This window comes from Vagococcus proximus (genome assembly GCF_029143285.1).
Classification (GTDB): domain Bacteria; phylum Bacillota; class Bacilli; order Lactobacillales; family Vagococcaceae; genus Vagococcus_D; species Vagococcus_D proximus.
The window spans coordinates 223,085-246,848 of record NZ_JAPDSH010000003.1 but is presented as its reverse complement, the minus strand read 5'-3'; the positions used below and the strand labels follow the sequence as shown (position 1 = coordinate 246,848).

The following is a 23,764-nucleotide window of genomic DNA, read 5'->3' as shown; positions in this document are numbered from 1 at the left end:
TTTAATTTTTAGTTGAAAAACGATATTCTATTACAGTAGAAAAGAAAGAAGGGTTTATATGGAAAATTTTAATTTTTATGCACCAACAAGTATTCATTTTGGTAAAGGTGAGATAAAAGAATTAACAAAAATTATTTCAGAAATCGGTAAAAATGTATTGCTAGTATATGGTGGTGGAAGTATTAAAGTTAATGGGATTTATGATGAAGTTTATCAGTTATTGCCAGATTCTGATTTTACGATTACTGAATTAGCAGGAGTAGAACCTAATCCAAGAATTGATACGGTTCGTAAGGGTGCAGAATTGTGTCATGAACATGATATAGATGTTGTTTTAGCAGTCGGTGGTGGGTCGACAATTGATTGCTCAAAAGCAATTGCAGCGGCGTACTATTATGAAGGTGATCCTTGGGACTTTACCCAAGATAGAAGTCTTGTTCAGAAAGCCTTACCTTTGGTTACGGTGTTAACGATGGCTGCAACAGGTTCAGAGATGAACATGGGGTCAGTATTAACTAACCCTGAAACAAATGAAAAGTTAAGTACAGGCGGAGTAGCTATGATTCCCCGTGCTTCTATTTTAGACCCAGAGTATACTTATACAGTATCAAAATGGCAAACTGCGGCAGGTTCAGCAGATATAACCAGTCATTTACTAGAAAGTTATTTCTCACAAAATACAGAAGCTGTTGTTCAAGATAGAATGGCTGAAGGAATTATGAAAACAGTTATTAAATATGCTCCTATCGCACTGAACAAACCGGATGATTATGAAGCGCGCTCTAATTTAATGTGGTCAAGTTCGCTTGCATTGAATGGTTTAACAAGAGCAGGGAAAAAAGGAACTTGGTCATGTCATGCAATAGAGCATGAGTTGAGTGCTTATTATGATATTACACATGGTATAGGTTTGGCAATCATAACACCGCGTTGGATGTTACATGTTTTAAATGATCAAACTGTTACTAAATTTGTTGAGTACGCTGAAAATGTATGGGGAATTGATAGTAACGGAAAAGATGCTTTCGATGTTGCTAAAGAAGGTATTCAAGCTCTTTATGATGCTTTTGTCTCGTGGGAAATTCCAATGACCTTACCAGAAGTAGGTATAGATAAAGAAAAAATCCGTTTGATGTCTGAGAAAGCGGTAGAACATAGTACGTTGGCTACAACAGCCTATGTTCCGTTAACAGCAGATGATGTAGAAGAAATTTTACTAAACTGCTTTTAAGCATAAAAAAAACCTCTTCTTTAAGGAGAGGTTTTTTTATTATAAGTAGTATTTTTTTGAAACACTTAAGTCGTCGTTTAATTCATAAACTAGGGGTTGACCTGTGGGTATTTCTAATCCCATGATATCGTCATCAGAAATATTTTCAATATGTTTAGCAAGCGCACGTAAAGAATTTCCATGAGCGGCAACTAAAACGATATCACCTTTTAATAGGCTAGGGGCAATCTTGTCTTCCCAATAAGGTATGGCTCTTTCAAGTGTGACTTTCAGATTTTCACCACCAGGAATTGTTCGACGTTCTAAGTTATTATAACGTCGATCTTGTGTTGCTGAGTCGGGATCATCACTTGCTAATAGAGGAGGAAGTGTATCGTATGATCTTCTCCATTCCCGGACTTGCTCGTCTCCATATTTTTCAGCAGTTTCTTTTTTATTAAGACCTTGTAGAGCACCGTAGTGTCTTTCGTTTAGGCGCCATGATTTATATTCAGGAACCCAAAGTTGATCAGACTCTTCTAAAACATAATGACAGGTTTTAATGGCACGCTTTAAGACAGAAGTATAAGCAACATCTAGCTGAATACCTGCTTCTTTAATTTTTTTACCCGCACTTTTGGCCTCTTCTACACCTTTTTCGCTTAAGTCTACATCAACCCACCCAGTAAATTGATTAAGGGCGTTCCATTCACTAAGCCCATGTCTTACAAAAATTAGTTTTCTCATAATGCTGCCTCTTTCTATCAAATAAATGACGGTTATTTACAACTTTATTTTAACGCTATTAATAAATAAGTGCCACTGATAAGGATTTTGAGTAATAAAAAAACATCATGATTAATCATGATGTTTAAAGGCAAGGTAGTAAAGTCCGCTAACCATAATGGCACCACCAATAATATTTCCAGCATATACGGGAATAACATTTTGAATAAATTGTAACCATGTAGCATTACCTTCAAAAATGGCAGCTGGGATAACGAACATATTAGCAACACTATGTTGGAATCCGATAGCAACGAAGGTCATAACAGGGAACCAAATACCTAAAATTTTACCCGCACTATCTTTTGCACCATAGCATAACCAAAGTGATAGACCTACGAACCAATTACAACCAATACCAGATATAAAAGCTTGTATAGGCGTTGCGGCAATTTTTGATTGTGCAACTGTGGCAGTTTCTTCTAAGAAATGACCAGAAGTTGTTAGTCCAGTTACATGACCAAAGAAGTATGCAACAAATAATGCGCCTAAAAAGTTTGCGAACGTAATAGTCAGCCAATTGATAGCAAGGTCTTTTCCAGATACTTTTTTATCGAACCAAGCGACAGCGACAGCCATCATATTTCCTGTGATTAGTTCTCCACCGCCCAAAAGAATGACGATTAGGCCTATTGGAAATACACATGCTCCGATAAAGGATGCAAAACTACCCCATTGTTCCGCAACAGAAGAGATGACACGAATATAGCCAAGATAGCCAAGTGAAATCATCGCTCCTCCGATAAAACCTAAAATAAGTTTAGCTAATAGAGGTTTTGCAATTTTTTTAGTGCCCATTTCAATACTTTTTTCTAAAATTTCATCTGGTGAATACATAAATAAAAACTCCTTTACACTTTGTGAATAAATTATCTTACTGACTTATTATAATATAGTATAAAGGAGATTAAAAGAGTGTTTGTGTATATTGTCACATTAGTTTAACGAGAAACGTTTATTGTTTCGGGTGAGGTTCCTTTTCCAATGATAACCGTATCTACAATATCTAAAAAAAGACCGTGTTCTACAACACCTGTTAGAGTATCTAACCAAGAGGCTAGCTGTTTAACTTTATTGTTTGGGATAGTTTCCATATGTAAATCGATGATGTAATTATCGCTGTCAGTTTTTAGTCGTTCGTTATCAGCTGTTAAGCGAAGTTTAGGATTAAGCCCTTTTTCTTCAAATTTTTTAAGTAATTGTTGAGAGCCATAAGGAATAACTTCTATGGGTAAAGGGAATTTCCCAAGAGTCTCAACCATCTTAGATTCATCAACAATCCAAATGTTTTTTTTCGAATTACTAGCAACTATTTTTTCAAACAAAAGGGCAGCACCGCCGCCTTTGATACCTTGATAGTCAGAGCTAATTTCATCTGCGCCGTCAACTGTGATATCTACATAAGGGACCTCATCGATACTTTTTAATGGGATATTTAATCCTAATGCTTGTTTTTCTGTAGCTTTAGATGTTGTAACACCCGTAATAGATAGCCCTTCTTCGGCTATGCGACGCCCTATTTCTTCAACTAAATAGTACGCAGTTGACCCTGTACCAAGACCAACAATCATACCATCGGTTACATGTGTAGCAGCTTCTATCCCGACCATTTGTTTTAAATTCATTTTAGATTCCTCCTATATAATAAAAGTAAAATTAACTACAATTAACATTATATAATTGTTTGTGTGACAAGCATAGGCAAATGAAGTAATTATAAAAAATATATTGAAAGAGGTTGACAGTTTTTCCGAAAACATGGTATTATCTAAACGGTGCTTAAAGTACAGTCGATTTGAATACTGTCCATGTAGCATTTTTGAGATAAAACTAGCAAGTTAACTTGCTTATTTTTATCAAAAAAAATGACCCACCAGGATGTGTGGGACTAGAAAACCCTTTAGGGAAGGAGGAAATTAGAATGCCAACGATTAATCAATTAATTCGTAAATCTCGTCAATCAAAAGTAACTAAATCAGGTTCTCCTGCTTTAGGAAAAGGCTATAACAGCTTGAAAAAATCTCTAACAAATACAAACGCTCCTCATAAACGTGGAGTATGTACACGTGTGGGTACAATGACACCTAAAAAACCCAACTCAGCGTTACGTAAATACGCTCGTGTTCGTTTGTCTAATAACATTGAGGTTACTGCTTACATTCCAGGTATCGGACATAACTTACAAGAACATAGTGTTGTCTTGATCCGTGGAGGACGTGTAAAAGATTTACCAGGAGTTCGTTACCATATCGTACGTGGTGCGCTTGATACTGCCGGTGTTACTGACCGTAAACAAAGCCGCTCTAAATATGGTGCTAAAAAACCTAAACCACAAAAAGCTTAATTATAAGCAACTACAAATAAACTAAAAAATTCAGAATCGGAAGGAGGAATTTGGAATGTCAAGAAAAGGTCCAGCTCCAAAACGTGAAGTTTTACCTGATCCAATTTTCCAATCAAAAGATGTAACTCGTTTAATCAACCGTATTATGATTGATGGTAAACGTGGTACTGCGGCGAACATTATTTATAACGCCTTTGATATTATTAAAGAATCTACAGGAAATGAGCCAATCGAAGTTTTCAATCAAGCGATGGAAAACATTAAACCTGTATTAGAAGTAAAAGCTCGTCGTGTGGGTGGTTCTAACTACCAAGTGCCAGTTGAGGTTCGTCCAGAACGTCAAATGACATTAGCACTTCGTTGGTTAGCTAACTATGCTCGTTTACGTGGTGAACACACTATGGAACAGCGTTTAGCTAAAGAAATCATGGATGCTGCTAACAACACTGGTGCTTCAGTTAAAAAACGTGAAGACACTCATAAAATGGCAGATGCCAACAGAGCGTTCGCTCATTACCGTTGGTAAAATAATCCTCTCTGTTTCTTCCGGGCGCTTCTTTGCGTTGGGAAGATTCAGATGGTTGACTTGATTTACTAAGAAACATTTATCACAAGAGAGGAGAAATTAGAATGCCTAGAGAATTTACCCTAGATAAAACTCGTAATATCGGTATCATGGCCCATATTGATGCTGGTAAAACAACTACAACTGAACGTATTTTATACTACACTGGTAAAATTCATAAAATTGGAGAAACTCATGATGGAGCTTCTCAAATGGACTGGATGGAACAAGAGCAAGAACGTGGTATTACAATTACTTCAGCGGCAACAACAGCTTCATGGAAAGGCCACCGTGTAAATATCATCGATACTCCTGGACACGTAGACTTCACTGTTGAAGTTGAACGTTCATTACGTGTATTAGATGGTGCTGTTACAGTACTTGATGCGCAATCAGGTGTTGAGCCACAAACAGAAACAGTATGGCGTCAAGCAACTACTTACGGAGTTCCTCGTACAGTATTCATTAATAAAATGGATAAAATTGGTGCGGACTTCTTATACTCAGTAAGTACGTTACATGATCGTTTACAAGCTAACGCAGTACCTGTTCAATTACCAATCGGTGCAGAAGATGAGTTCACTGGGATTATCGACTTAATCACAATGAAAGCTGAAATGTACACCAACGATTTAGGTACAGATATTCGCGAAGAAGAAATTCCAGCTGAATATTTAGAGTTAGCTACTGAATGGCGTGAAAAATTAGTTGAGGCTGTAGCTGAAACTGATGAAGAATTAACAATGAAATACTTAGAAGGCGAAGAAATCTCAATTGAAGAATTAAACGCGGCTATCCGTCGTGCGACAATTAATGTTGAGTTATTCCCAGTTTACTGTGGATCAGCTTTCAAAAATAAAGGAGTTCAATTAATGCTTGATGGCGTTATTGACTACTTACCTGCACCAACTGATGTTGCTGCGATTACAGGTATCAACCCTGATACTGACGAAGAAGTGGTTGTACCATCAACTGATGACGCTCCATTTGCTGCGTTAGCATTTAAAGTTATGACTGACCCATTCGTAGGTCGTTTAACATTCTTCCGTGTTTACTCAGGTGTTTTACAATCTGGTTCATACGTGAGAAACGCTTCTAAAGGGAAACGTGAACGTGTAGGACGTATCTTACAAATGCACGCTAACTCTCGTGAAGAAATCTCAGAAGTATATGCAGGGGACATCGCTGCTGCTGTTGGTCTTAAAGATACAACAACAGGAGATACTCTATGTGACGAGAAAAACCTAGTTATTCTTGAATCAATGGAGTTCCCGGAGCCAGTTATTGAAGTTGCTATTGAGCCTAAATCAAAAGCTGACCAAGATAAAATGGGTACTGCATTACAAAAATTATCTGAAGAAGATCCAACTTTCCGTGCATCAACAAACCCTGAAACTGGTGAAACAATTATCGCTGGTATGGGTGAGCTTCACTTAGACGTCCTTGTAGACCGTATGCGTCGCGAGTTCAAAGTAGAAGCTAACGTAGGTGCTCCTCAAGTTTCTTACCGTGAAACTTTCCGTGCGCCTGTTACTCAAGCTGAAGGTAAATTTGTACGTCAGTCTGGTGGTAAAGGTCAATATGGACATGTTTGGGTTGAATTCACTCCAAATGAAGAGGGTGCTGGATTTGCCTTTGAAAATGCTATCGTTGGTGGGGTTGTTCCTCGTGAATATATTCCAGCAGTTGAAGCGGGCTTAAGAGCTTCTATGGATAATGGTGTATTAGCTGGTTATCCTTTAGTTGATATTAAAGCGAAACTTTACGATGGTTCATACCATGATGTCGATTCTAATGAAACTGCATTCCGTGTTGCTGCTTCTATGGCGCTTAAAGCCGCTGCTAAAAAAGCTCAACCTGCAATCTTAGAACCAATTATGGGTATTGAAATTGTTATCCCTGAAGATTACTTAGGTGATATCATGGGACACGTAACGTCACGTCGTGGCCGCGTTGAAGGTATGGAAGCTCGTGGGAACTCTCAAGTAGTTCGTGCTATGATTCCATTAGCTGAAATGTTCGGTTATGCAACTACTTTACGTTCTGCGACTCAAGGTCGTGGTGTCTTCACAATGACATTTGATCATTACGAAGATGTACCGAAATCAGTACAAGAAGAAATCATTAAGAAAAATGGCGGTTCTAACTAATTGACTTCTCTTGTCAATCTAGTAGGTTATCGTGTAAAATTGTAATAACGATGTCAGGATTAACCTGTCTCGAAATAAAAAAATAACATTCCTAGGAGGAACTTAAAATGGCTAAAGAAAAATTTGACCGTTCAAAACCACACGTAAACGTTGGTACAATCGGACACGTCGATCATGGTAAAACAACTTTATCAGCTGCTATCGCAACTGTATTATCAAAAAAAGGATTCGGTGAAGCTCAAAACTACGCTGATATCGATAATGCTCCAGAAGAAAAAGAACGTGGTATCACAATCTCAACTTCTCATATCGAATATGAAACAGAAAACCGTCACTACGCTCACGTGGATTGCCCAGGTCACGCGGATTACGTTAAAAACATGATCACTGGTGCTGCACAAATGGATGGAGCTATCTTAGTAGTATCTGCTGCTGATGGCCCAATGCCACAAACTCGTGAACACATCTTACTTTCTCGTAACGTTGGTGTTCCATACATCGTTGTATTCTTAAACAAAATGGATATGGTTGATGATGAAGAGTTATTAGAATTAGTAGAAATGGAAGTTCGTGACTTATTAAGCGAATACGATTTCCCAGGAGACGATACTCCAATCGTTGCTGGTTCAGCTCTTAAAGCCCTAGAAGGCGAAGAAATGTACGAAGATAAAATCATGGAATTAATGGCTGAAGTTGATGCTTACATCCCAACTCCAGAACGTGACCATGACAAACCATTCATGATGCCAGTAGAGGATGTATTCTCAATTACTGGACGTGGTACTGTTGCTACAGGCCGTGTTGAACGTGGTACTATCTCAGTAGGTGACGAAGTTGAATTAGTAGGTATCGCTGAAGAAACTGCTAAAATCACTGTTACTGGTGTTGAAATGTTCCGTAAATTATTAGATTACGCTGAAGCTGGCGATAACATCGGAGCTTTATTACGTGGTGTTGCACGTGAAGATATCCAACGTGGTCAAGTATTAGCTGCGCCTGGAACAATCACTCCACATACTCAATTTAGTGCTGAAGTTTATGTACTATCAAAAGAAGAGGGTGGACGTCACACTCCATTCTTCACTAACTACCGTCCTCAATTCTATTTCCGTACAACTGACGTAACTGGTGTTATCGAGTTACCAGAAGGTACTGAAATGGTAATGCCTGGTGATAACGTTACTATCGACGTAACATTAATTCACCCAATCGCTATCGAAGAGGGAACTCGTTTCTCTATTCGTGAAGGTGGACGTACTGTTGGTTCAGGTGTTGTATCTGAAATCACTAAATAATCTATCTTTAAAACCAAGAGCTTTTGCTCTTGGTTTTTTTTGTTGTTTATGCATGGCTTATGGTGTAAAATGTAGTGGATTGCATTTAAAAAGAAAGAGGTAATAATAATGGGGAAGTTTAAAAACGGATTACTTGTTACTGTATCAGGTGCATTTGCTGTTGGATCTTTGCTGCTAGGTACAACGTATTATAATTCGAATGTTAAGGGTGAAGAGGTATCAAAGAATAAAGTTAAAGTTATCAAGACAACTGAAACAAAGAGTGAGAAAAAAGATAATAATAAGATAGATAAGATATTTTTAAATTCTAAAAAGATTTTCTTAGCCAAAGATATCTCAATTGAATCAATAGAAGCATTGGAAAAAGAGTCTGATGAACTATCGTCTTCTGAGAAGAAATTGCTAAAAAAAGCAAAACAAAAATGGGATATACAAAATACATTGAATAGTATGTTTGAGACTCCTGTATTAATAGGTGATAAGTATATAGAAGAGGCTCCTGTTAAAGAAGGTGTAACAGCTGATAAATTAGAAAAACTTAATGATAAAATTGAAAAGTTAGAAAAAGATGATTTTAAGGACAAAGTTATAGAAATCAGAATGTTTCTCGAAGGTTTTATAGGCTATTCGGTTGGAGCGGATAGTAAAGCTAAAGAAACAGAAATAACAGAAACAGAGACTCAACTGACAGAAACAGAGACTCAACTGACAGAAACAGAAACTCAACTCACGGAAACTCAATCAATCGAAATGAATGTTACAGAAACAACAGAGGTGTTAGAGGGACAAATTGGTGAGACGCAAGTTAATCAAAATGACCAAGATCATGTTGGAGAGACAGCTGAGAATAATAATGAAAATGCAATAGAGTCTCCTAGTGATGTTTTTTAATTTATTTAAAAAAAAAGCTTGCGTGTGAGCTTTTTTTTTAGTATACTAGCTAAGGTGCTGTTATTATATAGCGGTCACGAGTGGGGATGTTAGTAGAAACCCTGCGGCTGAGAAGCGAGAGGTTGCGACACACCCGGACGCATTGCCATGGGAGGCTGTGTCGGTATTTTCGTGGAGCTATGTCTACTTTTCAAAATAGGCGAAGGAGGGAACAAAAATGGCAAAACAAAAAATTCGTATCCGTTTAAAAGCGTATGAACACCGTATTTTAGATCAATCTGCGGAGAAAATCGTTGAAACAGCGAAAAGAACTGGAGCTGACGTATCAGGTCCGATTCCGTTACCAACAGATCGTTCAGTTTACACTGTAATCCGTGCGACTCATAAGTACAAAGATTCTCGCGAACAATTCGAAATGCGAACTCACAAACGTCTGATTGACATTGTGAACCCAACACCAAAAACAGTTGATGCTTTAATGAAGCTTGACTTACCAAGTGGTGTGAATATTGAAATCAAGTTATAAAAATTAAATGGATGGAGGTGCACTCATGACTAAAGGAATCTTAGGAAAAAAAGTAGGAATGACGCAAGTTTTCACTGAAAATGGCGAGTTAATCCCAGTTACTGTAATCGAAGCTACTCCAAACGTTGTTTTACAAGTTAAAACAATGGATACAGATGGTTACGAAGCAGTTCAATTAGGTTATCAAGACAAACGTGAAGTCTTAGCGAACAAACCGGCGAAAGGTCATGTTGCAAAAGCAAACACGGCTCCTAAGCGCTTCATTAAAGAGTTTAAAGATGTTGAGCTAGGAGATTACGAAGTAGGTAAAGAAATTAAGGTAGATATCTTCGAAGCAGGAGACATCATTAACGTTACAGGAACAACTAAAGGTAAAGGTTACCAAGGCGTTATTAAACGTCACGGACAATCTCGCGGACCAATGAGTCACGGTTCTCGTTACCACCGTCGTCCTGGGTCAATGGGTCCAGTAGATCCGAATAGAGTATTTAAGAACAAGAAATTAGCTGGTCAAATGGGTGGCGATCGTGTCACTATTCAAAATCTAGAAGTTGTACGTGTAGATCTTGAAAAAAATGTTATCTTAATTAAAGGTAATGTACCAGGTTCTAAAAAATCATTAGTACAAATCAAATCAGTGAAAACTGGGAAATAATTGTTGAAGAGAGGAGGACTAAGGAATGCCAACTGTAGCATTATTTAAACAAGATGGATCAAAAAACGGAGTTGTTGAGTTAAACGATACAATTTTCGGGATTGAGCCTAACGAAAGTGTTGTATTTGATGCAATCATCATGCAACGTGCTTCATTAAGACAAGGAACTCACGCGGTTAAAAATCGTAGTGCTGTTCGCGGCGGTGGACGTAAGCCGTGGAGACAAAAAGGAACTGGACGTGCGCGTCAAGGTTCTATCCGTTCACCACAATGGCGTGGCGGTGGAGTAGTCTTCGGACCAACACCACGTTCATACAGCTACAAACTTCCTAAAAAAGTTCGTCGTTTAGCGATCAAATCTGTATTATCAGAAAAAGTTGCTGAAGAAAAATTTGTTGTTGTTGACGCTTTAGGCTTTGACGCACCAAAAACAAAAGGATTTAAAGAGGTTTTAGCAAAATTAGATGTAACAACTAAAGTTTTAGTCGTTTTAGAAAGCGGCAACGACTTCGCAGCGTTATCAGCTCGTAACTTACCAAACGTATCTGTTGTAGAAGCAGACAACGTAAGCGTGTTGGATGTAGTAGCTAACGATAAAATGTTAATTACTCAAGCTGCTCTTACTCAAGTAGAGGAGGTGCTTGCATAATGGAATTACTAGATGTAATTAAACGCCCAGTTATCACAGAAGCTTCAATGTTAGCTATGGACGAGAAAAAATACACATTTGATGTGGATACTCGTGCTAACAAAACTCACGTGAAACAAGCAGTAGAGGCTGCGTTTGATGGTGTTAAAGTTAAAAACGTAAACATCATGAACGTTAAACCAAAATTAAAACGCATGGGTAAATATGCAGGATATACGAAAAAACGTCGTAAAGCTATCGTGACGTTAACTAAAGAATCAAAAGAAATTCAATTGTTTGACGCTGAATAATTCAGGTCAAGACTCTAATTTTTAAATAGGAGGGAACATAGACGTGGGAATTAAAAAGTATAAACCAACCACTAACGGCCGTCGTAATATGACAGGTTCTGATTTCGCTGAAATCACAACTTCAACGCCCGAAAAAACGTTATTACAACCACTTAAAAACAATGCTGGTCGTAACAACAACGGACGTATTACTGTACGCCATCAAGGTGGCGGGCACAAACGTCAATACCGCGTGATTGACTTTAAACGTAACAAAGACAACGTTGTTGGACTTGTTAAAACAATCGAGTATGATCCAAACAGATCTGCTAATATCGCTTTAATCCACTATACTGATGGTGTGAAAACATACATCTTAGCACCAAAAGGATTAGAAGTAGGAATGCAAGTTGTATCAGGCGATAATGCTGATATTAAAATTGGTAACGCGTTACCATTAGCAAACATTCCAGTTGGTACAGTTATCCACAATATCGAAATGAAACCAGGCAAAGGCGGACAATTAATCCGTTCAGCTGGTACTAAAGCACAAGTTTTAGGTAAAGAAGGTAAATACGTCTTAGTTCGCTTGAATTCAGGTGAAGTCCGTATGATCTTAGCTACTTGTCGTGCTTCAATCGGTGCTGTAGGTAATGAACAACACGAATTAATCAACATTGGTAAAGCCGGCCGTAGCCGTTGGATGCGCAAACGTCCAACTGTACGTGGTAGCGTAATGAATCCGAACGATCACCCACACGGTGGTGGTGAAGGTAAAGCTCCAATCGGACGTCCTAGCCCAGTTACACCTTGGGGTAAACCAACGCTTGGTTACAAAACTCGTAATAAGAAAGCTGCATCTGACAAACTTATTGTTAGACGTCGCAAAACAAAATAAAACACTCGTGGCTTAAAGCCATATAATTTGAGAGGAGGTTCACCATGGGCCGTAGTTTGAAGAAGGGACCTTTTATTGATGAGCATTTAATGAAAAAGGTTGAAGCTCAAAAAGATTCTGAAAAGAAAAGTGTTATTAAAACATGGTCACGTCGTTCAACGATTTTCCCTAACTTTGTAGGTTATACAATCGCTGTTTATGACGGACGTAAACATGTTCCTGTCTATATTCAAGAAGACATGGTAGGACACAAATTAGGTGAATTTGCACCAACAAGAACATATCGTGGGCATGTTGTTGACGATAAAAAAACAAAACGCTAATTATTGAGGGGAGGAATTTCAAATGTCAGAACAAATTACTTCAGCAAGAGCAACTGCAAAAACAGTTCGTACTTCACCTCGTAAAGCGCGTATTACGATCGATTTAATCAGAGGGAAAAGCGTAGCAGAAGCTATTTCAATCTTAAAATTCACACCGAATAAACCGGCTGGAATTATTGAAAAAGTATTGATGTCAGCTGTTGCCAATGCAGAAAATAACTATGATTTAGATGTTGAGAATTTGGTAGTATCTGAAGCATTTGTTAACGAAGGACCAACGATGAAACGTTTCCGTCCTCGTGCGAAAGGTTCAGCATCACCAATCAACAAAAGAACAAGTCACATTACAGTAGTAGTGACTGAGAAGTAAAAGAAGGAGGGACAATCAGTGGGTCAAAAAATACATCCTATTGGACTTCGTGTCGGCGTCATCCGTGATTGGGACGCTAAATGGTATGCTGAAAAAGAGTATGCTGAATATTTACACGAAGATTTAAAAATTCGTAAATTTGTCTCATCTAGACTAGCCGATGCCGCTGTTTCAAAAGTAGAAATCGAACGCGCTGCAAAACGTGTGAACGTATCACTACATACAGCTAAACCAGGAATGGTTATTGGTAAAGGTGGATCTGAAGTTGAGAACATTAGAAAAGAACTAGTTAAATTAACTGGTAGAAAACCTAATGAAATCCATATTAATATTGTGGAAATTAAAAAACCAGATTTAGATGCTAAATTAGTAGCAGAAGGAATTGCTCGTCAATTAGAAAATCGTGTGGCATTCCGTCGCGCTCAAAAACAAGCAATCCAACGTACAATGAGAAGTGGAGCACAAGGGATCAAAACTCAAGTTTCTGGTCGTTTGAACGGTGCAGATATTGCCCGCGCTGAAGGATATTCAGAAGGAACTGTTCCATTACATACATTACGTGCTGATATTGACTATGCATGGGAAGAAGCAGATACAACATACGGAAAACTAGGAGTTAAAGTGTGGATCTATCGCGGAGAAATTCTTCCTGGTATGAAAAACACTGAGAAAGGAGGGAAATAATCATGTTAGTACCTAAACGTGTGAAACACCGTCGTGAGTTTAGAGGTAAAATGCGCGGAGAAGCTAAAGGTGGTAAAGAGGTAGCATTTGGTGAATACGGTTTACAAGCTGTTGAATCAAAATGGATTACTAACCGCCAAATTGAAGCATCACGTATCGCAATGACACGTTATATGAAACGTGGCGGGAAAGTATGGATTAAAATTTTCCCTCATAAATCATATACATCGAAAGCAATTGGCGTTCGTATGGGTAAAGGTAAAGGGGCTCCTGAAGGATGGGTTGCACCAGTTAAACGTGGTAAAATCATGTTTGAAATCGCTGGAGTACCAGAAGACGTAGCTCGTGAAGCATTAAGACTTGCTTCTCACAAATTACCTGTTAAAACTAAGATTGTAAAACGTGAGGAAATGGGTGGTGAATCGAATGAAGGTTAAAGATATCAAAGCGTTAACCACTGCCGAAATGCTTGAGAAAGAAAAGGAATTTAAAGAAGAATTATTCAACTTAAGATTCCAACTTGCTACAGGTCAGCTAGAAAACACTGCGCGTATTCAAGAAGTGCGTAAATCGATTGCACGCATTAAAACAGTGTTGCGTGAACAAGAAAAGTAACATTGGAAGGAGGCCATTAGACGAATGACTCAAGATCAAGAAAGAAATCAACGTAAAGTTTACCAAGGCCGCGTTGTTTCAGACAAAATGGATAAAACTATCGTTGTTGTCGTAGAAACTCGTAACGCTCATAAAAAATATGGTAAACGTGTTAAATATTCAAAGAAATACAAAGCGCATGATGAAAACAATGTTGCTAAAACAGGAGACATCGTGAAAATTATGGAAACTCGTCCATTATCCGCTACAAAACGTTTCCGTTTATTAGAGGTCGTTGAAGAAGCAGTTATTATCTAAGCGAGATTTTCCTATATAGATTGAAGCTTAAAATCTGAAAGGAGGATACTATAGTGATCCAAACAGAAAGTCGTTTGAGAGTAGCTGATAACTCAGGTGCTCGTGAAGTACTAACAATTAAAGTGTTAGGCGGATCAGGACGTAAAACAGCTAATATCGGTGATATCATCGTAGCTACGGTTAAACAAGCAACACCAGGTGGAGTTGTTAAAAAAGGTGAAGTCGTTAAAGCTGTTATTGTAAGAACTAAAACTGGAGCTCGTCGTAATGACGGTTCATATATCAAATTTGATGAAAATGCTTGTGTTATTATCCGTGACGACAAGAGTCCTCGTGGTACACGTATTTTCGGACCAGTTGCTCGTGAATTACGTGATGACAACTTCATGAAAATTATTTCACTTGCACCAGAAGTTTTATAATCAATTCTTGTCAAAAGGAGGTGCGAAACAATATGTTTGTTAAAAAAGGCGATAAAGTTAAAGTTATCACTGGTAAAGACAAAAACAAAGAAGGCGTAGTATTAACTGCGTTTCCTAAAAACGATCGTGTTATCGTTGAAGGTGTTAACATGATTAAAAAACATCAAAAGCCTAGCGCTGCAGCTCCGCAAGGAGGCATCGTCGAAACAGAAGCATCTATTCATGTTTCTAACGTGATGGTCATTGACCCATCAAACGGAGAACCAACAAGAGTAGGTTATAAAGAGATCGATGGTAAAAAAGTACGTGTTTCTAAGCGCACAGGTGAAGTATTAGATAAGTAGTAAAGAACGGAAGGAGGGACCTACAGAATGAACCGCCTAAAAGAAAAATATGTTAAAGAAATCACTCCGTCATTAATGGAGAAATTTAATTACACATCAGTTATGCAAACACCAAAAGTTGAAAAGATTGTTATCAACATGGGTGTTGGTGATGCTGTAACTAACGTTAAAAACTTAGATAAAGCCGTAGAAGAGTTAACTAAAATTTCTGGTCAAAAACCAGTAATTACAAAAGCTAGAAAATCTATCGCTGGTTTCCGTCTACGTGAAGGTATGCCTATCGGCTGTAAAGTAACTTTACGTGGCGAAAGAATGTACGAATTCTTAGACAAACTAGTAACAGTTTCTCTACCTCGTGTACGTGACTTCCATGGTGTAAGTAATAAGTCATTTGATGGCCGTGGTAACTATACTATGGGTGTTAAAGAACAATTAATCTTCCCAGAAATCGATTACGATTTGGTAGATAAAGTACGTGGTATGGACATCGTTGTTGTTACAACTGCTAACACAGATGAAGAATCACGTGAATTATTAACTCAACTTGGAATGCCATTCCAAAAATAATTAAAGGAGGCGAACTACTTGGCTAAAAAATCAATGATTGCTAAAAACAAACGTCCAGCAAAATTCTCAACACAAGCTTATACACGTTGCGAACGTTGTGGCCGTCCACATTCAGTTTATCGTAAATTTAAACTTTGCCGTATTTGCTTCCGCGAACTTGCCTATAAAGGACAAATTCCCGGCGTGAAGAAAGCTAGCTGGTAACAAAAAACCCGCATAAAGGAGGTAAATAGTTCAATGGTCATGACAGATCCAATCGCAGATTTTCTAACTCGCGTGCGTAATGCCAACATGGTTAAGCATGAAATGTTAGAAGTGCCTGCTTCAAAAATTAAATTTGATATCGCTGAAATCTTGAAACGTGAAGGTTTCATTCGCGACGTAGAAAAAATTGAAGATGATAAACAAGGCATCATTCGCGTATTCTTGAAATACGGTAAAAATGAAGAGCGTGTTATCACAAACTTAAAACGTATCTCTAAACCAGGTTTACGTGCTTATGTTAAAGCTGATGAAGTACCTAAAGTTTTAAATGGTTTAGGTATCGCTATCATCTCAACTTCTGAAGGTGTTATTACTGACAAAGAAGCAAGAGAACGTAATATTGGTGGAGAAGTTATCGCATACGTGTGGTAATTGAAACAAATTAGAAGGAGGTGTCTTGAGTGAGCCGTATTGGTAATAAAGTAGTCATTATTCCTGCAGGTGTTACAGTAACACAAAATGGAAATGACGTAACAGTTAAAGGGCCTAAAGGTGAATTAACTCGTACTTTTGTAAGTAACATTACTATGAACATCGAAGGTAACGAAGTGACATTTGCTCGTCCGAACGACAATAAAGAAAACCGTGCATTACACGGAACAATGCGTGCCAACTTCAACAACATGGTTGTTGGTGTAAGTGAAGGGTTTGAAAAAGCTTTAGAACTTATCGGGGTTGGTTACCGTGCACAATTACAAGGTTCAAAACTTGTACTTAACGTTGGATTTTCACATCCAGTTGAGTTTGTTGCTCCAGAAGGCGTAACAATTGAAGTTCCTGCAAACACTAAAGTTATTGTTAAAGGTGCTAACAAAGAACACGTTGGCGAATTAGCAGCTAACATTCGTGGAGTACGTCCTCCTGAGCCGTATAAAGGTAAAGGAATTCGCTACGAAGGTGAATTTGTAAGACGTAAAGAAGGTAAAACAGGTAAATAATAGATGATAGAGGTTAATCATACTTCGTTTAAAACAAGTAAGATTCCTCATCAACTTTATTTATACATTATATTAAGAGGTGACAATTGTGATTTCAAAACCAGATAAAAATAAAGTACGCTTAAAAAGACATGGTCGCGTACGTGCGAAAATCTCTGGTACTGCTGAGTGCCCACGCTTGAACGTTTTTCGTTCTAACAAAAACATCTACGCGCAATTAATTGATGACGTAGCGGGTGTGACGCTAGCAAGTGCCTCTACCTTAGATAAAGATATTTCAGGTGGAAACAAAACGGAATTAGCTTCAGCTGTTGGCGGTTCAATCGCTAAAAAAGCAACTGAAAAAGGAATTAAAGAAGTAGTTTTCGACCGTGGTGGATACTTATATCACGGACGTGTTGCAGCATTAGCAGAAGCAGCGCGTGAAAACGGACTTGAATTTTAGTAGAAGGAGGAACACCATTCATGGTTTATATTGATCCAAAAGGTTTGGAATTAGAAGACCGCGTTGTTGCGATCAACCGTGTAACAAAAGTTGTTAAAGGTGGACGTCGTCTACGTTTTGCTGCTTTAGTTGTGGTTGGTGACAGAAACGGTCACGTAGGATTTGGTACTGGTAAAGCTCAAGAAGTTCCAGAAGCAATCCGCAAAGCTATTGAAGATGCTAAGAAAAACTTAATTGAAGTACCAATGGTTGGTTCAACAATCCCTCATGAAGTAATCGGAAGTTATAGCGGTGGACGTATCATGATGAAACCTGCTGTTCCCGGTGCTGGGGTTGCCGCTGGTGGTCCAGTTCGTTCTGTATTAGAATTAGCTGGTGTAGCTGACGTAACTAGTAAATCATTAGGTTCTAACACACCTATCAATGTGATTCGTGCAACTGTAGAAGGTTTGGCTCGTTTAAAACGTGCTGAAGAAGTTGCTGAATTACGTGGTAAAACTGTAGAAGAAATTTTAGGATAAGGGGGACATAATAATGGCTGATTTAAAAATTACTTTAAAACGTAGCGTTATCGGACGTCCTCAAAACCAAAAAGATACAGTTAAAGCTTTAGGTTTGAAAAAAACTAACAGCTCAGTGGTTAAGCCTGATAATGTTGCAATTAAAGGTATGATCAATACTGTTTCACATTTAGTGGACGTTGAAGAAGTTTAATTTTTTTGAATTACTAAAAGAGGAGGTGCCAAATAAATGAAACTTCATGAGTTAAAACCTTCAGAAGGTTCAAGACACGTACGTAATCGCGTAGGTCGCGGAACTTCATCTGGTAATGGTAAAACAGCAGGACGTGGACAAAAAGGTCAAAAATCTCGTTCAGGTGGTGGCGTACGTTTAGGATTTGAGGGTGGTCAAACACCGTTATTCCAACGTTTACCAAAACGCGGCTTTACAAACATTAACCGTAAAGAATTTGCAATTGTCAACTTAGACACATTAAACAAATTCGAAGATGGAACAGAAGTAACACCAGCATTACTTGTTGAATCTGGAATTATCAAAGATGAAAAAGCAGGTATTAAAGTATTAGCTAAAGGTGAATTGACTAAGAAATTAACAGTGAAAGCTGCTAAATGCTCTAAGTCTGCACAAGCTGCTATTGAAGCTGCCGGTGGTTCAATCGAGGTGATCTAATGTTAGGACTATTGAAAGATGGTTTTAAGGTTAAAGATATTCGAAAGAAGATTTTTTTCACATTATTCATCTTACTTGCTTTTAGAGTAGGTGCCCATATCACCGTTCCAGGTGTAGATGCACGTGCTTTAGCAAAATTAAGTGAGAATCCGTTGTTCACGATGATGAATACGGTAAGTGGTAGTGCTATGGAAAATTTCTCGTTGTTCGCAATGGGTGTTTCTCCATATATTACAGCTTCTATTGTCATTCAGCTGTTACAAATGGACATTGTACCGAGATTTGTAGAGTGGTCTAAACAAGGTGAGGTCGGTCGTCGTAAATTGAATCAAGCTACACGTTATTTAACATTAGTTCTTGGATTTATCCAATCTATTGCTATAACTGCTGGTTTCAATCAGTTTAGTGCGTCAGGTTTTAATTTTGTTGAAAAGCCAAATGCTATGACTTTCATTACAATTGGTATTATTTTAACAGCAGGAACAATGTTTGTTACTTGGATGGGTGAACAAATAACTGATAAGGGTATTGGTAATGGAGTATCAATGATTATCTTTGCAGGTATCATTTCTAGATTACCATCTGGTATTAAAGGTATTTATGAAGATTATTTTGTAAATGTCGATAAATCAGATATTTGGAAATCTGTATTGTTTATTATTGCATTACTTGTATCAATTCTTTTGATAGTTACATTTGTTACTTATGTTCAACAAGCTGAACGTAAAATATCTATTCAATATACAAAGCGTGTTGCAGGTGCACCTCAAAGTAGCTATTTACCGTTAAAAGTAAATGCAGCTGGAGTTATTCCAGTAATCTTTGCTAGTTCACTTATCTCAACACCAAGTGCTATTATGCAATTATTTGCAAGCACTAAAGGAGATCAACAATGGTTTAAAGTGTTGTCTCAATTATTTAATTATTCAACCATTCCTGGTGGAATATTCTATACTGTACTAATCGTTGCATTTACTTTCTTTTATGCGTTTGTACAAGTTAACCCTGAAAAAGTGGCAGAAAACTTACAAAAACAAGGAAGTTACATTCCAAGTGTTAGACCTGGTAAAGGGACGGAAGAATATATTTCTTCTCTATTATTACGTCTTAGCACAGTAGGATCTATTTTCCTTGCTGCTGTAGCGATTCTTCCAATTGTTGCTCAAAATGTTTGGGATTTACCTAAATCAATAGGTTTAGGTGGGACTAGTCTTTTGATTGCAATAGGTGTTGCACTTGAAACAACTAAACAATTAGAAGGTTTACTAATGAAACGTCAGTATACTGGATTTATCGTCAAGTAAGAGATTTGTGTTGAGGTTTTTCCTCAGCACTGACTCGAACTTATAGGAGGAAATCATATGAATTTGATTATTATGGGGCTACCAGGTGCTGGTAAAGGAACTCAAGCTGAACGCATTATCGATGCTTATGGCATTCCACATATCTCTACTGGAGATATGTTTAGAGACGCGATGAAGAATGAGACAGCCTTGGGTCTAGAAGCTAAATCCTATATAGATAAAGGGGCATTAGTTCCGGACGAAGTAACAAATGGTATTGTAAGAGATCGTTTAGCGGAATCTGATACTAATTCAGGTTTCTTATTAGATGGTTTCCCACGTACTATCGAACAAACAAATGCTTTGGAAGAAATTCTGAAAAGTTTAGACAAAAAAATTGATGCTGTTATCAACATTCATGTTGAGCCGGAAGTTCTGATTGAACGTTTGGCAGGTCGCTTTATTTGCTGCGATTGTGGTGCTACTTATCATAAAGTGAATAATGCACCTAAAGTTGAAGGAACATGTGACCGTTGTGGTGGACATAACTTCTACCAACGCGAAGATGATAAGCCTGAAACAGTCAAAAATCGTTTATCTGTTAATATAACAGGTAGTCAACCAATTTTAGACTTCTATAATGACAGTAATCTATTGCACACAATCGATGGAAATCGCGAAATTAGTGCTGTCTTTGGAGATGTAAAATCAATCATTGATGGTATCTAATATTCTAAGCTTAGAGAGTATCTATTATTCTTGTGACATAATTGTTTGCTCTAGTCTTAAGATTAGATCTAAAATCTCTCAGCTAACTTTTAAACAGCTGAAACTTATGCTATAATAATTAGGTTGAGGTGTTTTAGGTGTGAATGATGAATTCCACCGATTCTATCGTGTGAAAATGCGAAACAAGTATAAGGAGGTACTATGTATGGCGAAAGAAGATGTGATTGAAATTGAAGGTACAGTCGTCGAAACTTTGCCGAATGCAATGTTTAAAGTAGAACTTGAGAATGGACATGAGATTTTAGCGCACGTTTCTGGGAAAATCAGAATGCACTATATCCGTATCCTTCCAGGAGATAAAGTGACTGTTGAATTATCACCGTATGATTTAACTCGCGGTCGCATTACTTATCGCTTTAAATAATTGTACTCCGTAAAATTCAAGGAGGTATAATCATGAAAGTAAGACCATCAGTAAAACCAATTTGCGAAAAATGTAAAGTAATTCGTCGTAAGGGACGCGTTATGGTTATTTGCGAAAATCCAAAACATAAACAACGTCAAGGATAATTAGGAGGTGTAGCATAAATGGCTCGTATTGCAGGAGTAGATATCCCTCGTGACAAACGCATCGTTATTTCATTAACATATATCTATGGTATTGGAAAAACAACTGCGCAAAAAGTCTTAGAGACTGCTGGAGTATCTGAAGATATTCGTGTTCGTGAATTAACGAATGATCAATTAGATAAAATCCGTGCAGAAGTGGATACATTAAAAGTTGAAGGTGACTTACGTCGCGAAACAAACTTGAATATCAAACGTTTGATGGAAATCGGTTCATACCGTGGTATCCGTCACCGTCGTGGTTTACCAACACGTGGACAAAACACGAAAAACAATGCAAGAACTCGTAAAGGCCCAGCTCGTTCTATCGCTGGTAAGAAAAAATAATTTAAAAGTGAAGGAGGTTAGATCTTCATGGTAGCAAAAAAAGTTAGCAGAAAACGCCGTGTGAAAAAGAATATTGAATCTGGAATTGCACATATCCATTCTACTTTCAATAATACAATTGTTATGATTACAGATGTGCATGGAAATGCTATTTCTTGGTCATCAGCTGGAGCCTTAGGTTTCAGAGGTAGTAAAAAATCAACTCCTTTTGCAGCTCAAATGGCAGCAGAAGCAGCAACTAAAGTTGCAATGGAACATGGTTTAAAAACTGTTGATGTAACAGTTAAAGGACCTGGTTCAGGACGTGAAGCAGCTATTCGTTCATTACAAGCAACAGGATTAGAAGTGACAGCAATTCGTGACGTCACTCCAGTTCCGCATAATGGATGCCGCCCTCCAAAACGCCGTCGTGTTTAATGAGAGTCTTTCATTTTGAGTGTGAACTTAAGAACGTCATTGAACAAGACACTTTTCGTTTTGAAAGGGGTATAGATAAGAATGATTGAATTTGAAAAACCAAGAATTACAAAAATTGATGAAAATCGTGATTATGGTAAATTTGTTATCGAACCGCTTGAACGTGGTTATGGTACAACTTTAGGTAACTCACTTCGTCGTATATTATTATCTTCTTTACCAGGTGCAGCAATTACTACCTTACAAATTGAAGGTGTATTACATGAATTCTCTACCATCGATGGTGTTAGAGAAGATGTAACTCAAATCATCTTAAATATTAAAGGTTTAGCATTAAAACTGTATGCTGAAGAAGAAAAATCACTTGAAATTGATATTACAGGTCCAGCAAATGTAACAGCAGGCGATATCTTAACGGATAGCGATGTTGAAATCTTGAATAAAGATTTACATATTTGTAGTGTTGCTGAAGGTGCCACTTTCCGTGCGCGTCTAACAGTTAAGCCAGGTCGTGGATATGTTCAAGCTGATGAAAATAAAAAGGAAGATATGCCTATTGGTGTACTCCCTGTTGATTCTATCTACACTCCAATCCGTCGTGTTAACTACCAAGTAGAAAACACTCGTGTAGGACGTAGAGACGATTTTGACAAATTAACATTAGACGTTTGGACAGATGGTTCTATTATGCCTCAAGAGGCTATTAGTCTAGCAGCTAAAATTCTAACTGAGCATTTGGATATTTTCGTTAACTTAACTGATGAAGCTAAACATGCTGAAATCATGGTAGAAAAAGAAGAAACTCAAAAAGAAAAAATGTTAGAAATGACTATCGAAGAGTTAGACTTGTCTGTACGTTCATACAACTGTTTGAAACGTGCCGGTATTAATACCGTTCAAGAATTAACTGATAAATCTGAACCAGAAATGATCAAAGTTCGTAATTTAGGTCGTAAATCACTTGAAGAAGTTAAAAATAAGCTTCATGATTTAGGATTGGGATTACGTTTGGACGATTAATACTTTCTTAAAAGGAGGGAAACTAACGTGAGTTATCGTAAATTAGGACGCACTAGCAGCCAACGTAAAGCTATGTTGCGTGATTTAACGACTGATTTAATCATCAACGAAAGAATCGTAACGACTGAAGCTCGTGCTAAAGAAGTTCGTTCTACTGCTGAAAAAATGATTACATTAGGTAAACGTGGCGATCTACATGCTCGTCGTCAAGCCGCTGCTTTCGTAAGAAACGAAGTTGCTGATGTTCGTGAAGAGAATGAAGGTATTGTAGTTGAAACTGCATTACAAAAATTATTTAGTGATATCGCACCTCGTTATGCAGAACGTAATGGTGGTTATACTCGTATTTTAAAAACAGAACCACGTCGCGGCGATGCAGCACAAATGGTTGTTTTAGAACTAGTTTAAATTCAATAGCTATACCATCACTTTATAGATGATTCACTTAGAGTGTTATGATGTTGGAAGTTTACTTCCGAGTCTAGCTCGTGGCATCTCCCTAGTTGTATTACTAGGGAGTATGCACTCATCATAAAGTGTTTTTTTCTACTTACGACTTGTCGTAAGTAGAAAAAAATACTTTATTTTAAATGAAATGAAGTTAAGGGAATCATTTGAATCTGTATATATAAATAAAATAAGGCTTGATTCCTTGAATCAAGG

Annotated in this window: 38 protein-coding genes; 35 read left to right on the top strand and 3 right to left on the bottom strand. The window is 37.7% G+C overall.

Annotation, left to right across the window (positions count from 1 at the left end; genetic code table 11):
- Positions 1–58: 58 nt before the first annotated feature.
- Entirely contained in the window at positions 59–1,231 is a 1,173-nt protein-coding gene (locus tag OL233_RS05845) for an iron-containing alcohol dehydrogenase (protein ID WP_275471400.1), read from the top strand.
- Between the two features lie 39 nt (positions 1,232–1,270).
- Here the strand turns inward: OL233_RS05845 and gpmA are convergent, their stop codons facing one another.
- The 3 genes from gpmA to rpiA form a co-directional block, all read right to left on the bottom strand.
- Complete coding sequence (gene gpmA, locus OL233_RS05840) at positions 1,271–1,957, bottom strand: 2,3-diphosphoglycerate-dependent phosphoglycerate mutase (protein WP_275471399.1); 687 nt, start codon at positions 1,955–1,957, stop codon at positions 1,271–1,273.
- A 111-nt stretch (positions 1,958–2,068) separates the two neighbouring features.
- Positions 2,069–2,833 (bottom strand): formate/nitrite transporter family protein, encoded by a 765-nt coding sequence (locus tag OL233_RS05835; protein ID WP_275471398.1) that lies wholly within the window; start codon positions 2,831–2,833, stop codon positions 2,069–2,071.
- 104 nt (positions 2,834–2,937) lie between these two features.
- Positions 2,938–3,621: a ribose-5-phosphate isomerase RpiA gene (gene rpiA, locus OL233_RS05830; protein WP_275471397.1), complete on the bottom strand. Its 684-nt coding sequence runs from the start codon at positions 3,619–3,621 to the stop codon at positions 2,938–2,940.
- A 296-nt stretch (positions 3,622–3,917) separates the two neighbouring features.
- Here rpiA and rpsL point away from each other — a divergent pair, with 296 nt between their 5' ends.
- The 34 genes from rpsL to rplQ all read left to right on the top strand — a co-directional run bounded on the left by rpsL (position 3,918) and on the right by rplQ (position 23,509).
- Complete coding sequence (rpsL, locus tag OL233_RS05825; RefSeq protein WP_126831847.1) at positions 3,918–4,340, top strand: 30S ribosomal protein S12; 423 nt, start codon at positions 3,918–3,920, stop codon at positions 4,338–4,340.
- 55 nt (positions 4,341–4,395) lie between these two features.
- A complete protein-coding gene (rpsG, locus tag OL233_RS05820) occupies positions 4,396–4,866 on the top strand; it encodes a 30S ribosomal protein S7 (RefSeq protein WP_126831846.1) in 471 nt (156 codons plus the stop codon).
- A 104-nt stretch (positions 4,867–4,970) separates the two neighbouring features.
- Positions 4,971–7,055 (top strand): elongation factor G, encoded by a 2,085-nt coding sequence (gene fusA / locus OL233_RS05815; RefSeq protein WP_275471396.1) that lies wholly within the window; start codon positions 4,971–4,973, stop codon positions 7,053–7,055.
- Positions 7,056–7,162: 107 nt separating this feature from the next.
- The gene (gene tuf / locus OL233_RS05810; protein ID WP_126831844.1) at positions 7,163–8,350 is read left to right on the top strand and encodes an elongation factor Tu; all 1,188 of its coding nucleotides are present in this window, start codon (positions 7,163–7,165) and stop codon (positions 8,348–8,350) included.
- 108 nt (positions 8,351–8,458) lie between these two features.
- Positions 8,459–9,241, top strand: a complete 783-nt coding sequence (locus OL233_RS05805; protein ID WP_275471395.1) for a hypothetical protein — start codon at positions 8,459–8,461, stop codon at positions 9,239–9,241.
- Positions 9,242–9,458: 217 nt separating this feature from the next.
- Positions 9,459–9,767: a 30S ribosomal protein S10 gene (gene rpsJ / locus OL233_RS05800; RefSeq protein ID WP_126831842.1), complete on the top strand. Its 309-nt coding sequence runs from the start codon at positions 9,459–9,461 to the stop codon at positions 9,765–9,767.
- Between the two features lie 25 nt (positions 9,768–9,792).
- Positions 9,793–10,422, top strand: a complete 630-nt coding sequence (rplC, locus tag OL233_RS05795; protein ID WP_126831841.1) for a 50S ribosomal protein L3 — start codon at positions 9,793–9,795, stop codon at positions 10,420–10,422.
- Between the two features lie 25 nt (positions 10,423–10,447).
- Positions 10,448–11,071, top strand: a complete 624-nt coding sequence (gene rplD, locus OL233_RS05790) for a 50S ribosomal protein L4 (RefSeq protein WP_275471394.1) — start codon at positions 10,448–10,450, stop codon at positions 11,069–11,071.
- Positions 11,071–11,361 (top strand): 50S ribosomal protein L23, encoded by a 291-nt coding sequence (locus tag OL233_RS05785; protein ID WP_275471393.1) that lies wholly within the window; start codon positions 11,071–11,073, stop codon positions 11,359–11,361. The genes rplD and OL233_RS05785 overlap by 1 nt, the downstream gene beginning before the upstream one ends.
- A gap of 43 nt (positions 11,362–11,404) precedes the next feature.
- The gene (gene rplB / locus OL233_RS05780) at positions 11,405–12,238 is read left to right on the top strand and encodes a 50S ribosomal protein L2 (protein WP_275471392.1); all 834 of its coding nucleotides are present in this window, start codon (positions 11,405–11,407) and stop codon (positions 12,236–12,238) included.
- A gap of 44 nt (positions 12,239–12,282) precedes the next feature.
- The gene (gene rpsS / locus OL233_RS05775) at positions 12,283–12,561 is read left to right on the top strand and encodes a 30S ribosomal protein S19 (RefSeq protein WP_275471391.1); all 279 of its coding nucleotides are present in this window, start codon (positions 12,283–12,285) and stop codon (positions 12,559–12,561) included.
- Positions 12,562–12,583: 22 nt separating this feature from the next.
- Complete coding sequence (gene rplV, locus OL233_RS05770) at positions 12,584–12,931, top strand: 50S ribosomal protein L22 (protein WP_126831836.1); 348 nt, start codon at positions 12,584–12,586, stop codon at positions 12,929–12,931.
- A gap of 18 nt (positions 12,932–12,949) precedes the next feature.
- Positions 12,950–13,615 carry a 30S ribosomal protein S3 gene (gene rpsC, locus OL233_RS05765; protein WP_126831835.1) on the top strand — a complete coding sequence of 222 codons (666 nt, stop codon included), beginning with the start codon at positions 12,950–12,952 and terminating at the stop codon, positions 13,613–13,615.
- Positions 13,616–13,617: 2 nt separating this feature from the next.
- Entirely contained in the window at positions 13,618–14,052 is a 435-nt protein-coding gene (rplP, locus tag OL233_RS05760) for a 50S ribosomal protein L16 (RefSeq protein ID WP_166006953.1), read from the top strand.
- Entirely contained in the window at positions 14,042–14,230 is a 189-nt protein-coding gene (gene rpmC, locus OL233_RS05755; RefSeq protein ID WP_126831833.1) for a 50S ribosomal protein L29, read from the top strand. Before rplP ends, rpmC begins: the two co-directional genes overlap by 11 nt.
- A 24-nt stretch (positions 14,231–14,254) precedes the next feature.
- Positions 14,255–14,527: a 30S ribosomal protein S17 gene (gene rpsQ, locus OL233_RS05750; RefSeq protein ID WP_126831832.1), complete on the top strand. Its 273-nt coding sequence runs from the start codon at positions 14,255–14,257 to the stop codon at positions 14,525–14,527.
- A 53-nt stretch (positions 14,528–14,580) separates the two neighbouring features.
- Entirely contained in the window at positions 14,581–14,949 is a 369-nt protein-coding gene (gene rplN, locus OL233_RS05745) for a 50S ribosomal protein L14 (protein ID WP_126831831.1), read from the top strand.
- A 32-nt stretch (positions 14,950–14,981) separates the two neighbouring features.
- A complete protein-coding gene (gene rplX, locus OL233_RS05740; protein WP_126831830.1) occupies positions 14,982–15,293 on the top strand; it encodes a 50S ribosomal protein L24 in 312 nt (103 codons plus the stop codon).
- Positions 15,294–15,320: 27 nt separating this feature from the next.
- A complete protein-coding gene (gene rplE / locus OL233_RS05735) occupies positions 15,321–15,860 on the top strand; it encodes a 50S ribosomal protein L5 (protein ID WP_126831829.1) in 540 nt (179 codons plus the stop codon).
- Positions 15,861–15,878: 18 nt separating this feature from the next.
- Complete coding sequence (locus tag OL233_RS05730; protein ID WP_010052071.1) at positions 15,879–16,064, top strand: type Z 30S ribosomal protein S14; 186 nt, start codon at positions 15,879–15,881, stop codon at positions 16,062–16,064.
- Between the two features lie 33 nt (positions 16,065–16,097).
- Positions 16,098–16,496 carry a 30S ribosomal protein S8 gene (gene rpsH, locus OL233_RS05725; protein WP_126831828.1) on the top strand — a complete coding sequence of 133 codons (399 nt, stop codon included), beginning with the start codon at positions 16,098–16,100 and terminating at the stop codon, positions 16,494–16,496.
- 29 nt (positions 16,497–16,525) lie between these two features.
- Entirely contained in the window at positions 16,526–17,062 is a 537-nt protein-coding gene (gene rplF / locus OL233_RS05720; protein WP_275471390.1) for a 50S ribosomal protein L6, read from the top strand.
- Positions 17,063–17,150: 88 nt separating this feature from the next.
- Positions 17,151–17,507: a 50S ribosomal protein L18 gene (gene rplR, locus OL233_RS05715; protein WP_126831826.1), complete on the top strand. Its 357-nt coding sequence runs from the start codon at positions 17,151–17,153 to the stop codon at positions 17,505–17,507.
- A 20-nt stretch (positions 17,508–17,527) separates the two neighbouring features.
- Positions 17,528–18,028, top strand: coding sequence for a 30S ribosomal protein S5 (rpsE, locus tag OL233_RS05710; RefSeq protein WP_126831825.1), 501 nt, complete (start codon positions 17,528–17,530; stop codon positions 18,026–18,028).
- 13 nt (positions 18,029–18,041) lie between these two features.
- Positions 18,042–18,221: a 50S ribosomal protein L30 gene (gene rpmD, locus OL233_RS05705; protein ID WP_126831824.1), complete on the top strand. Its 180-nt coding sequence runs from the start codon at positions 18,042–18,044 to the stop codon at positions 18,219–18,221.
- A gap of 36 nt (positions 18,222–18,257) precedes the next feature.
- Positions 18,258–18,698, top strand: a complete 441-nt coding sequence (rplO, locus tag OL233_RS05700) for a 50S ribosomal protein L15 (protein WP_126831823.1) — start codon at positions 18,258–18,260, stop codon at positions 18,696–18,698.
- Positions 18,698–20,002 carry a preprotein translocase subunit SecY gene (gene secY, locus OL233_RS05695; protein ID WP_275471389.1) on the top strand — a complete coding sequence of 435 codons (1,305 nt, stop codon included), beginning with the start codon at positions 18,698–18,700 and terminating at the stop codon, positions 20,000–20,002. The genes rplO and secY overlap by 1 nt, the downstream gene beginning before the upstream one ends.
- A gap of 57 nt (positions 20,003–20,059) precedes the next feature.
- Positions 20,060–20,710: an adenylate kinase gene (locus OL233_RS05690; protein ID WP_275471388.1), complete on the top strand. Its 651-nt coding sequence runs from the start codon at positions 20,060–20,062 to the stop codon at positions 20,708–20,710.
- Positions 20,711–20,915: 205 nt separating this feature from the next.
- Complete coding sequence (infA, locus tag OL233_RS05685) at positions 20,916–21,134, top strand: translation initiation factor IF-1 (RefSeq protein ID WP_126779078.1); 219 nt, start codon at positions 20,916–20,918, stop codon at positions 21,132–21,134.
- Between the two features lie 32 nt (positions 21,135–21,166).
- The gene (rpmJ, locus tag OL233_RS05680) at positions 21,167–21,280 is read left to right on the top strand and encodes a 50S ribosomal protein L36 (RefSeq protein WP_009488082.1); all 114 of its coding nucleotides are present in this window, start codon (positions 21,167–21,169) and stop codon (positions 21,278–21,280) included.
- 18 nt (positions 21,281–21,298) lie between these two features.
- Positions 21,299–21,664 (top strand): 30S ribosomal protein S13, encoded by a 366-nt coding sequence (gene rpsM / locus OL233_RS05675; RefSeq protein ID WP_275471387.1) that lies wholly within the window; start codon positions 21,299–21,301, stop codon positions 21,662–21,664.
- A gap of 27 nt (positions 21,665–21,691) precedes the next feature.
- Positions 21,692–22,081: a 30S ribosomal protein S11 gene (rpsK, locus tag OL233_RS05670; RefSeq protein ID WP_126831819.1), complete on the top strand. Its 390-nt coding sequence runs from the start codon at positions 21,692–21,694 to the stop codon at positions 22,079–22,081.
- Positions 22,082–22,162: 81 nt separating this feature from the next.
- Positions 22,163–23,101, top strand: a complete 939-nt coding sequence (locus tag OL233_RS05665; RefSeq protein ID WP_275471386.1) for a DNA-directed RNA polymerase subunit alpha — start codon at positions 22,163–22,165, stop codon at positions 23,099–23,101.
- Positions 23,102–23,128: 27 nt separating this feature from the next.
- The gene (rplQ, locus tag OL233_RS05660) at positions 23,129–23,509 is read left to right on the top strand and encodes a 50S ribosomal protein L17 (protein WP_126831817.1); all 381 of its coding nucleotides are present in this window, start codon (positions 23,129–23,131) and stop codon (positions 23,507–23,509) included.
- Positions 23,510–23,764: the final 255 nt, after the last annotated feature.